Source organism: Paenibacillus sp. UNC496MF (assembly GCF_900113915.1).
Lineage (GTDB): Bacteria > Bacillota > Bacilli > Paenibacillales > Paenibacillaceae > Paenibacillus_Z > Paenibacillus_Z artemisiicola.
On the sequence record NZ_FORE01000022.1, the window covers coordinates 1 to 11,882 of the forward strand.

The following is an 11,882-nucleotide window of genomic DNA, read 5'->3' on the forward strand; positions in this document are numbered from 1 at the left end:
AGTCCGACACGCCGATCGCCTTGGCCGCTTCGACGTACTGCATCTCCCGCAGCTGCAGGAACGTCCCGCGCACGAGCCGCGCCACGCCCATCCAGCTCGTCAGCGACAGCACGAGGATCATGTAATAGAACTTGTTGCCGAAGATCGCCAGCACCAAGATGTTCAGGAACAGCAGCGGAATGGAGTTCATCACGTCCACGAGCCGCATGAAGCACGTATCGACGAAGCCGCCGAAGAAGCCGGAGATCGCGCCGATCAAAGTGCCGATGAGCACCGCCGCGAACGCGACGGCGAACCCGACGAGCAGCGATACTTGGCTGCTGTAGACGAGACGCGAGAAGATATCGCGCCCGAGGTCGTCCGTGCCCAGCACATGATGGTCCGTACCCGCGGGCAGGTTCGGGACCATCATGTCGATCTTCGACGGGCTGTACGGCGCGATCAGGGGCGCCGCGAAGGCGACGAGCAGGAAGAAGACGAGCACGCATAGGCCCGCCAGCGCGAAGCGGTTCGCCGAAAACTTCTTCCAGCCCGTGCGCCACGCGCTGACCGGCCGCCCCGGCTTCGAAATGCCCGGCCCGTCGCTTAAGGTTACGCTTGCCTCGCTCATGCCGACGCGCCTCCTTTCCGGTCCAGCCGGACGCGCGGATCGACCAGCGCGTATAGGATGTCAGCCAGCAAGTTGCCGATGATGACGAACACCGCGGTGATCAGCGTGATCGCCATCAGCACGGAATATTCCCGCGCGACGGCCATCTGCACGAACAGCCGGCCCATCCCCGGCCAGTTGAACACGCTCTCCGTCAGCGCCGCCCCCGCGACCAGAATCGGCAGATCGAGGCCGAGCAGCGTCACGATCGGAATGAGCGCGTTGCGCAGCCCGTGCCGGAAGATGACTTTCCGCTCCGGCAGCCCTTTCGCCCGCGCCGTCCGGATGTAATCCCGGTCGAGCACCTCGAGCATGCTCGCGCGGGCGTACTTGGAATACCCCGCGAGGAAGCCGAGCGTCAGCACGCTGACCGGCAGCACGAGATGCAGCAGCAGGTCGGGCAGATTGCCTTCCTTGCCCATCGTGTACATATCGGAGAGCGGCAGGAGATCCCACTTGAGCGAGAACAGCTCCTGCAGGATGATCCCGAACCAAAAGGTCGGCATCGCGAACCCGATGTAGGCGACGAACGACGCCGTCTGGTCGGACAAGCTGTACTCCACCGTGCTGTTGTAGATCCCCCACGGGATCGCGATGAGCAGCGACAGCACCCACGCCGTGCCCATCAGAATCATCGTGTGGCCGATCGTCGGCCAGACGATCTTGCCGACGGGAAGATGGTTCTTGAACGTAAAGCCGAGGTCGCCCTTCAGCAGATTGCCCAGCCAGCTGACGAACTGCATCGGCAGCGGACGGTCGAGCCCGAGATTATGCGCCTGAATCGCCGCCGCTTCCGTCGACAGGCCCGGGGACAGATAGATCGTCTTCGGGCCGCCGGGTGCCGCATGGATCAGCAGAAAGCTTAATATCGCGATCAGCAGCAGCACGAGCAGCGATTGCAGCACGCGCCTTACGAAATAATCCGTCACGTCGTATACCCCCTTATCAAGGAAGAAGAGAAGGACCGAATGGGCCTTCCCTTCCCCTCATTATCCTTCGGCTGTCGTTCTCAAGTTGTAGAAGTTTGGCGTCCCGCGTTATTTCGCGGCGGTCCACCAGTTGATGACGTGGTAGAAATATCCGTAGCTGAGCGTCGCTTCCGGCTTGTCGGCTTCGGCGAATTTGACCTTGTTCTTGTCGAACGCTTCCGGCGCGCCGTATTGATAGAGGAACACGTACGGCAGATCCGTCGAAATTTCTTTGGCCGCTTCGGCGTACGCCGCTTTGCGCGCGTTCTGGTCGACCGTGGAATAGCCCTTCACCCACAGCTCGTCGAGCTTCGCGTTCTTGTACCAGCCGGCGTTTTGGCCCGGCGGGAAGTACTTGGAGGAGAAGGTGCTCTCGCCGTCCGGATCCGGACTGTTCAGCACCCAGCCGAGGAGCACGGCCTCGAACTTGCCCGGCGTGACGTTCTGGTCGATCCAGGCCGAGAATTCGATCGCCTTCGGCACGACTTCGATGCCGACGTCCTTCAGGTTCTGCTGCACGACGGCGGCGACTTGCTCGCGGCGCGCGTTGCCGGCGTTGTACTGCAGCTCGAACGAGAAGCGGTGGCCGTCCTTCTCGAGGATGCCGTCCTTGCCCGGCTTCCAGCCGTCTTCCGCAAGCATCGTTTTCGCTTTCTCCGTATCGTAGGCGTAGTTCGTCGCCGCGTTCGCGTCATAGGCCCACGAGGTCGGCAGGAACGGCGCGTTCAGCAGCTGGCCCGTGCCTTTCAGAATGTTGTCGACCATGCCTTGGCGGTTGATCGCCGTCGCGATCGCCTGGCGCGTCTTCTGGCTCTGGAACAGGACGTATTTATCCGGGAAGTTGTCCCCTTTGAAGTTGAATTGGATGAATTCGTACGACGGCCCCGGCTCGGACACGACGTTGAGGTTGTCCTTTGCTTTGACCGTGTCCAGAATCGTCAGCGGCACGGACGAGACGAGATCGACGTCGCCCTTCAGCAAGGCCTGCGTTTGCGTGTTTTGGTCGGCGTAAATTTTCAGCGTGACCGTTTTGATGTGCGGCTTCACGCTGCCCCAATAGTTCGGATCGGCTTCCGCCGTGGTGTATTGGCCTTGCTCCCATTTCGTCCATTTCCAAGGACCGTTCGTGACCGTCTTGGCCGGATCGGTCCCGTACGGGTTCTTCTCCAGCTCCGTAGGCGGCACGTCCTTCAAAATATGATAAGGCGCGACCGAAGTATTCAAGGCGTACAAGAAAGGCGCGTAGATTTGCTTCAATTTGATTTCGACCGTGTGATCGTCGACTTTCGTAACCGTATCGACTTTATCGAAGGTACTGATGCCGGGGGAGCCCGCATCGGGGTTCTTGATCGTATCGAACGTGTATTTGACGTCGTCGGCCGTCACCGGCTGACCGTCGCTCCATTTCGCTTCCGGCTTCAGCTTGACCGTGTAGGTCAGCCCGTCCGCGCTGATCGTCGGGAGTTCGGACGCGAGCGACCAAGGCTCGATGACCAAATTATTGGTCCGATCGACGTCGTACAAATTGGCGTTGAGGAAGGTGGCAAGGTCGCCGGAAGCGGTGTCCGCGATGTACAGGGGATTGACGGAATTGATGTCCGAGAACGTGCCGACCGTCAGCGTGCCGCCGTCCACCGGCGTGTCCGCCGAAGGCGTCGTCGCCGCGTTCGTGCCCGAGTTCGTATTCGTGGACGTCTCGTCCGCCGGCTTGTTCGCGTTCTGCGTATTGTTCGCCGTCGTATTCGTCTCGTCCGAACCGGAATTCGCATTGTTGCTGCAGCCCGCAGCCATCGAACCCGCCAATGCCATGATGGATAGTAAGACCGTTAATCGTTTCCTTTTGCTCATCTTCACACTTCCCCGTCGTTATTTTTCTTTTCTTCTCTCCTAGCTCCCCTGTCGAAAGAACCATTCATGTAGTTATGTCATGTTTTCTAACAGGACTCTTACATTTTAAATCCGGAACTAGCATTTTGTAAATAGATATCTTTAAATAATTAAGCTTTAGCAGAGTATAGCGTTGAATAAATGAAGGATTATTAACATATAGTTAACATTTTATTGACGCAAAGAACCCCCGAACCGAATGAGGTCCGGGGTCGACTTTGCCCGTTCAATCGATTTCAAACTGATCGCCAATGACTTTAAGCGCGTCGAAGGAGATATAATCGCCCGAAGATTTCGGGTTTTTCTCGCCCGCGTTTACGATTTTGATCGTATGCGGCTTATTGTCGAGATCCGAAAGCTCGAACAAGGGCGATTGGAACCGATAGGACGCGCTGTACAGATCGACGTGATTCGGCGTCGCCAGCTTTCCGTCGAGGTAGATGTCGGCTTTGCCCCGATCCGGTCCTTTGGTCCCCATGACGATGATTTGGCCGCCGCGGAAGGTCACCTCGACCGCGCTTCCCTTCCGGTTCGAATACTTCGCGCTTTTGCCGCTGTTGCGCGGGGACAGGTTCGTCTGCCAGATTCCCGCGAATGCGACCGCCGCGTCCGTGTCTTCAATCGAAGTCGTCGTGGTATAGGCCGCTTCTTCCTTCGTCGCCTTGGTCACGACAAGGGCGTCGACGAGGATCGGCAGCTGCCCGATCGCGATGAAGTCCGTGACATTGATGATGCGAATGGCATGCTTCCCGTTCGGCAGCTCGCCCGTGTCGAAGACGGGCACTTGGTACGTGTCCTTATGATCCTTGTCCCCGTTCAAATCGATGACGACCTCCGACTCGGGGCGATCGTCGACGGTTACGGCGATCTTCGGATAAACGCCGTTCAATCGGTTGGCTAACAGAACCCCCCGCGTGCCGGTAAACGTAAGCACGGCTTCGTCCCCCGTCTCGAACGATGCCATGGCATGCCCGTTCGAGTACATGACGGAAGACTGTTTCTTCCACGAGCCTTTGAACGCGAAATTCACGTCGTTCTCTTCCAGACGCACCGTGTAGGCTTCGGACGGGGCAGCCACGCGAAGCGAGTCCACGTTAATGGCCGAACCGGTCGAGGCCGCTTCCTGGTTGCCGGTCCACTTGATGGTCAGCGTGTGCGATCCCTTCGGCACCGACTGCTTCAGGATGGTCTGGCGCAGTTGTTTCCATTTGTTGTACAAGGACGGAGACGCGACCTTGACGCCGTCGATGTACACGTCCGCGATCCCCTGGTCCGGTCCCTTCATGCCGGTCCACGTGATCTCGCCGCCGCCGAACGGAAAACTCATGCTGCCTTCGGCATTCGCGCGCTTGAGCGTTCCGCCGGAATAGCCCGCGTCGGAAGCCGGCGTCCACGCGCCGTCGAACGCGATGGCCGGATCGTTATCCTCGTAAACGCCCTCTCCGTTAACGGCCGTCTCGCCGCGGGACGACCGCAGCTCGTACGTGCCTTTCCCGGCGAACGCGTGCACGTCGACGTAGTAGTAACCGGTCGCCGGCGCCCGATAGACGATGGACTCCGTCGAGCTGCCTTCCGTCTCCGAATGCGCCGCCATGCCGCTGCCGGACTGGATCGTTTCCGCGGTTGGATCGTAGACGTACAGGTCGAAATCCGTATCCGCGCTTCCCGTCATCGACAAGGACAGCGTGTCGCCGGCAAGCAAGCGGACGAAGTAAACGTCGTCCGGATTCGCCGCGATGTCCAACTTCCCGCCCGCGCCGCTTCCCGCAAGCGGTTTGCCCGGCAGCTCGTCGTCGGTCAGCGCGCCGTAGGCGTCCAGCATCTTGCCGTTCGCGGTCTTGCCTTGCAGCGAAGCGAGCGGCTTGCCGCTAAGCTTGAGACGCGCCTTGACCGCTTCGGCATCCTGCGACGGGTCTTGGCCGAGCAGCAGCGCGGCAACGCCCGCGGCGTAAGGAGCGGACATCGACGTCCCCGTGCTCTTGTCGTAATCGTCCACCGGGATTTCCAGATTGATGCGCGCGACGGCCGGGTCGTTCGTTTCGACGTCGCTGAAAATCCCCTGATCCGTCAGGCTGTACTGCGCCCCTTCGTAAACCGTGCCCGCGACGCCCGACGCGACGCCCCAGCTCTCGTTGTCGGAATCTTCGAAACGAACGAAGTCCAGATGGAGCATGTCGCGCATGAACGGCGTATCGGCCAATCGGAACAGCGTACCCGGTCCCGTCAGGAGCAAGCGCCCGCCGCCGTTCAAATAAGCCGTGACGTTGCCGACATCGGCCGGGTTCAGCGATTCGTTGCCGAAGCCCGTGAACCAGATGACCGCGTCGTAGCCGCTCAGCTTCTCGAGCGACGGGCCGGCGGCCCCGGCTGGCACCGTCTCCACGTCGTACGCGTAGCCCTCGCCGGCCAGCAAATCGGCGTACACGGGGAGCGCGTCCGGATTGCCGACGTCGTGCATGTCGTCCTGCACGAGCAGGACGGACGGCTTCTTGCCGCCGTCGTCGCTCAAGAAGCGCATCGCGCCGTCGAAAGCCGCGCGCCGCTGTTCGCTCACCGGCATCGCTTCGAAGCCGAAGACGTTATACACCGCTTTGAAATTGCCGTTGTCGATCTGCGCGCCGAGCCCGATGTTCCGCGACGGCGCCGTGCTAAGCACCGCGATGCCCGGGGCCGCCAAGTCGACGGTTCCCGGTCCGTAATTGCTGAAATACGAGAACAGTCCGTCAGGACCGACCGAACCGACCGTCACGATATTCGGACTGCCGTACGAAGCTGGATAGACCGGCGATTCGTCCAGGTTTTTCGGCGGCTTCAAGGAGAAGTCTTCCTTCGGCTCGTTCCCCGCCGCGACGGCGAAGAGCATCGGCGAAGCCTTGATCGCGTCTTCGAGCGCCTTGCTGTACGTATCCGTCGTCCAGCTCAGGTTCGCGATGCGCGCGCCGGCGCGATCGGCGTATTGGATCGCCCGAATGACGTCCGACGCGTAGCCGGTTCCGTCCGGTCCCAGCACCTTCAGGGGCAGGATCTTCACGTTCGGCGCGATGCCGGCAATGCCGGTCCCGTTATTCGCCTCGGCCGCGATGATGCCCGCGACCGCGGTACCGTGATAATCGCCTTGGCTGGCGTCGTACACCGTGCCGTCGTTGTTATAAAAGTCCCAGCCGTTCACGTCGTCCGCGAACCCGTCGCCGTCGTCGTCGATCCCGTTGCCGGGCACTTCGACCGCGTTCCGCCAAATATTGGCCTGCAGGTCCGGATGGGCGACGTCCACGCCCGTGTCGAGAACCGCGACGACGACGTCTCCGCCGCCTTGGCCGATCTCCCAGGCGTTCACGGCGTTAATGTCGAAGCCGGGGAGGCCCTTGATGGGACCGTCGATGATTTGCCCGACGTTGCGCAGCCCCCATTGGTCGGGAAATAACGGATCGTTCGGCATGGAAGCCATATGAACTTTGACGTCCGGTTCGGCGTACAGGACGTTCGGATCGTTTTGGAGCTCGGCCAGCACGCCGCTCGCATCGGCGGACGCCGTCTCCAGCACGGCAAGGTCCGTGCCGGGCAGCGTCCATGCATCCGCGACAGCCGCGGACTCGGCGCGATACGCCGCGCCGCCCGCGCCCGGCTTGTATTTCACGATGATTCGGCTTTCCTCCGGACGCGCCTCCGCGTCCGCCCGCTTCGCGAGACTCGCGAGAAACCGGTCCTGCCCGTTCGGCGGAAGCGACAACGGCGGCGCTTGTCCGCCCGCCGCCAGGGCGCCCGCGCTTTCGGACGGAACGGCCGAAGGCCATTGGCTTTTGCGCGCTTTATTCGCGATCGTTTGCGTGACCGGTTCCCGTTCGCCTGCCGTTCCCGCGTCGGCCGCGAAGGCCGGCACCGTCAGGCCGAACGCCGTCGACAACGAAAGCGCCGCGACGAGCGCTTGCTTGCGTACTTGTCTTTTCAAGGTATTGGCTCCTTCTGTCACAGATAATAGGCTGCCGCGCAGCCACGAGGAGGACGGCGGACGAAGCCGGCTCGCGGCTCCTCTCCGCTCTCCGTCCTCATGAGCGAATGCTAACGGTTTATTGAATCAGACCGGCGGCTCGAAGCAAGCTGCGGAGCACCTTCGCCACGGCTTCGCGGCTCGTCGCGCCGCGCGGGTCGAACGCGGTGCCGCCCTTCGTCTCGTACCCCTGCATCAGGCCGAAGTCGCTCACCGTCTGTACGCTGGCCTGCGCGTACGCGCTGATCTGCGACGCATCCGCGTAAGGCTTATGCGTGCCGGACGGCTTCGTCAGCTTGAGCAATTCGGCCGCTCTGGCCAGCATGACCGTGAGATCCTGGCGGCTGATCTGGGCATTCGGACGGAATTGGCCGTCCGCGCCTTCGACGAGGCCTGCCGCGTACGCGGCCGCAACGTCCTGCGCAAACCAGTCCTTCGGCGCCACGTCCCCGAACGGAGCCGGCTCCGACGCCGTCTGCAAACCGAGCCCGCGGACGAGCATGGACGCGAATTGCGCGCGCGTGACGTTCGCCTTCGGCTCGAACTTGCCTGCCGTCGTGCCGTTAAGCAAGAACATATCGGCCAACGATTGGATGTCTTCTTTCGCCCAGGACGCGCCGATATCGGCAAACGCGACGCGGCGCTTGGCCGCTACGTAGGTCGACAAGCCCGGCCGGTCGATCGTGACGATCGTCGAGCCGGCAGCCGTTTTGAACGTCGCGGCTACCGGGCTCACGCTGCCGTCTTCTTCATACAGGACGCCGGCCGTTGCCGTATCCGCGGACTGCGCGATCGCGAAGGAACGCTTGAACGACTGTTCCGGTTTGAAGGCAGCCGGCACCGTCTTGCCGTTCAGCACGAATTCCGCCTCGAACGCGTAGGCGTCCCCCAGAAGCTCGGCCTCCGGATACGCGGCTTGGAACGTCGCCTTGGCCGCCGCGTTCATTGCTACGCGCACGTTCAAGCCCGCCCCCTCCGATGCGCCCGCGAGCGCCGACAGCGGGAAGGCGACGGACGACGATTCGTTCCACGTGAAGACGATGGAACTGTTCGCCGGCGCCTTGCGCAGCAGGTCGACTTGCGCAGGCGTCAGCTGGAGCTGCGCTTCCGCCGCGTTCTTGTCCGCGGCGGTCAGCGTAATGGCCGCCGGGGATTGCTTCGCGGCCGCGATTGCCCGCTGCAGCGCGTCATCCGTCACGGTCGCGACCAACCGGTCGCCTTGAAGCGCGGAGGATGTCTCGGCGGCAATGGCCGTTTGGCCTTGCTCGACGACCGTCGGCACGATGGCGCTTGCCGGCGGCGTCTCGCCCCCGTTGCCTCCGCCGGGCAGACCGCCAGGACCGCCCGTGCCCGGATTGCCGGTGCCCGGATTGCCGTCTCCCGGATTGCCGTTACCCGGATCGCCGTCTCCCGGATCGCCGTCTCCCGGATCGCCGTCGCCAGGCGTCCCGATATTCGTCTTACTGAATTTCACGGTCGTGTAAGCGACTTGCATGTGGTCGTAATCGGCTTGGCCCGTCGTTTTATCGATGTGCTGCGCGAAAAGTTCGAGCTCGTAGAGCCCGTCCAGCTGACCGAGAATATAATTCCCCTCGTCGTCCAGCTGCGGATCGTCGATGTCGATGCAGCTGCCGTCGATCTGCTCGAACTTGATCGGTCCGGTCGGAATCGCGGCCAGCTCTTCGTCGTACATGCTGGACACGAGGCACACCGCGCCGTTTGGATCCAGCGGCATGGCCACCAGCAAAATTTGCTGAATGTCCTTGGCGTTCAGCTTCGCCGTCACGTCGATCGGGTGATCGGGAGCGGCGATCGCGTCCGATGCTTTCATGTCCGTCACGCCCCACTCCGTCGGATCGGAGTCTTCGCCGACGTGAAGGACGAACGGCAGGTGCAGCGTCGGCAAGCCTTCGCTTGCCAGCACCACTTCCCCTTCGTAAACGCCGTCCGCCGCGTCCGCTTGCGCTTCGGCCGTCAGCTCGAAGTCCGCATCGCCGCCGGGCGCAACCGTCAGCGTGCCGTCGTCGCTTAGTCCTTCCAAGTTCATGCCGATTTTGGAGGCGTCCGGCGTCGGCACGGCGCGGAGCGGATCGGGATCCGACGTGACCTGCGGGTGCATCTCCACGCTCGCTTTATAGGTCAGCGCTTCGTTCGACTTGTTTTCCAGCTCCAGCGGCTTCGATACCGCCTGCGAGCCGGCGTCGATCAGGCCGAAGCTGACGCTGCCCGCTTCGCTCGCCATCTGCGTCGCGTTCATGTAGCTGTCGTAAATCGTAATGGGGTCCATCGACTTCAGCAAAGCCGGCGTCGCGATGGCGCTAGCCACGTTCGCCCGGCCCGCGCCCTGCGAATAGACGTCATAGCGCGTGCCCGACTCGTCGCGAATGCTTTCGGACGTGTTGTCCAGCGCGGCGCGAATATCGAGCGGGCTCCAATCCCGGTGCGCTTCCTTCACGAGCAGCGCGAGGCCCGCGACGTGAGGCGTCGCCATGCTCGTGCCCGATTCGCGCATGTAAGCCTGGCTATAATCCGCACCCGGGCTAACCTTGCCGTACATCGGCCACGTCGAATAGATATTCACGCCCGGGCCGACAAGGTCCGGTTTAATGCCGAAATTGCCGTCCGAGTTCGGTCCCCGGGAGCTGAAGTCCGCCATGTGGTCGCCTTCGTTAACCAGCTTCCGAATGGCTTCGAACGTGAAGCTGAGCGTCTTGCCCGCGCCGGCCGTCAGCTGGCGCGCGATCGCCCGGCCTTCGACGCCGGCCATGTCGAATGTCGGAATGTTGTCCGGTCCCGGCCCCGAATCGAGGCCGATCAGACCGTTGCGTCCGGCCTGGTCTTCGGTCAGATCGGGAACCGTCGCGCCGCCGACGACCTTCGAGTTGCCGTTGAACATGATGACGGCAAGCGCGCCGTGCTTCTTCGCGTTGGCGATTTTTTCGACGAACGTATTGTCGCCGCGCGACACGAACGCGATCTTGCCCGTCACGTTCACGTTCTTGTAGTCGGCATCCTTGCCGAGGCCGACGTACGCGGCTTCGATCGGATCGGCGCCGAACAAGGCTTCGAAGTCCTCTTGGCCGGTTTTCCATTCGGCAAGCTTCAGCGGCTTCGCATCGGACGGCGCCTGGCCCGAGATCTGATGCGCGACGCTCGCGCTGTAGATCGGAATGTCGCTCGGGCTCGTGGCCGCGCCGACGGAGAAGGCCAGCTGCGCCGCCGACGGCGTGCCCATGGAGTAATAATAAGGACCTTGCGTCGCGGCGTTGCCGTTCGCGACGACGACGGTGACGCCCGCCAGCACCGCGTTATTGACCGCGATCGAATCCGGCGAGTTCGGGTTCTTGTTCTCGTCCGCGCCAAGCGACATGTTGATGACGTCCACGCCGGCCTGAACCGCCCGCTCGAGACCGTCGATGATCGTGGCCGAGGACCCGGATACGAGTCCGTTCGACGCTCTTCCGAGCACCTTGTAGACGTACAAATCCGCCTCGTACGCGACGCCCTTCTGAACCTGCGACGCCGCTGTATTACGCGCCCGGCCCGCGATCGTGCCCGAGACGTGCGTGCCGTGCTGAGTGCCTTCGAAGCCGAGGCCGAGCGGATCCTGCATCGGCGTCAGCGGCGGTTCCTCGTACGGATCCTCGTCCTGATAGAAGGCGTCGTAGCCGCCCGCGATGTTCAAGTCCGGATGCATGTAATCGACGCCCGTATCCAGGACGGCGACTTTCATGCCCTTGCCCGTATAGCCTTCGGCCCATGCCTTGTCGACGCCGATTTGCTTGAGCGGCGCTTCCTCGTAGACCGGCTCGGCAGCGACGGCCGCGCCCCCTCCGTCCGCGGCAAGCGGATAATACGTCAGGTTTTCGCTGATGCCGACGACGCCCGGAAGCTTCGCCAGCGTCGGAAGCTGGTCCGCGCGCACCGTGATTTCCATGCCGTTCAGCACCGTATTGAACTTGCGGTTCACCTTCAGCGATACGCCTTTCGCCTTGGAGGCGCTGACGAAAGCGGCCTGTTCCTGCTGGATCGCCTGCGTCGCCGTCTGCGCGGAGAACGCCTGCCTGCGCGATTGGGCGGCATAGCGTCCGACCGCGACCGGCTCTTTGCTGAACCGCACGATGACGTTCACGCTGCCGGTCGACTTCGTGTCCAAGCTCGGCGATAGGATCGGCGCCGACGCCGTTTCGGCCGATGACGCTTTCGCAAGCGCCGCCTTCAACTGCTGATAATCGAGCTTCGGCATGCCGCTCATCGCATTGGCCGCCGCTTCGTTATCCGCGGCGAGCACGTGCGCAGGCACGTTCAGGAGCAGCAGCGCGGCGGCCGTCAAAGCGGCCGACTTTTTCAAAAGTACGTTTTTCAAGTCTCGGTTCCCCATTTCCCATGAATG

General features: G+C 62.4%; 5 protein-coding genes. All 5 read right to left on the reverse strand.

Annotation, left to right across the window (positions count from 1 at the left end; all coding sequences use genetic code 11):
* On the reverse strand, nt 1-610 hold a 610-nt coding region (locus BMZ79_RS31435), incomplete at its 3' end, for an ABC transporter permease (RefSeq protein ID WP_143089186.1).
* Nucleotides 607-1,578, reverse strand: coding sequence for an ABC transporter permease (locus BMZ79_RS31440; RefSeq protein ID WP_090648606.1), 972 nt, complete (start codon nt 1,576-1,578; stop codon nt 607-609). The genes BMZ79_RS31440 and BMZ79_RS31435, both read right to left, overlap by 4 nt.
* Before the next feature lie 108 nt (nt 1,579-1,686).
* Nucleotides 1,687-3,465 carry an ABC transporter substrate-binding protein gene (locus BMZ79_RS31445; RefSeq protein ID WP_090648609.1) on the reverse strand — a complete coding sequence of 593 codons (1,779 nt, stop codon included), beginning with the start codon at nt 3,463-3,465 and terminating at the stop codon, nt 1,687-1,689.
* Nucleotides 3,466-3,730: 265 nt separating this feature from the next.
* Entirely contained in the window at nt 3,731-7,450 is a 3,720-nt protein-coding gene (locus tag BMZ79_RS31450) for a S8 family serine peptidase (protein ID WP_090648612.1), read from the reverse strand.
* A 118-nt stretch (nt 7,451-7,568) separates the two neighbouring features.
* Nucleotides 7,569-11,855 (reverse strand): S8 family serine peptidase, encoded by a 4,287-nt coding sequence (locus tag BMZ79_RS31455; protein WP_177222451.1) that lies wholly within the window; start codon nt 11,853-11,855, stop codon nt 7,569-7,571.
* Nucleotides 11,856-11,882 lie beyond the last annotated feature (27 nt).

What these genes read in the sequence shown, in the direction of transcription:
- BMZ79_RS31445 (WP_090648609.1), bottom strand. Translation starts at nt 3,465, where the DNA reads ATGAGCAAAAGGAAACGATTAACGGTCTTACTATCCATCATGGCATTG.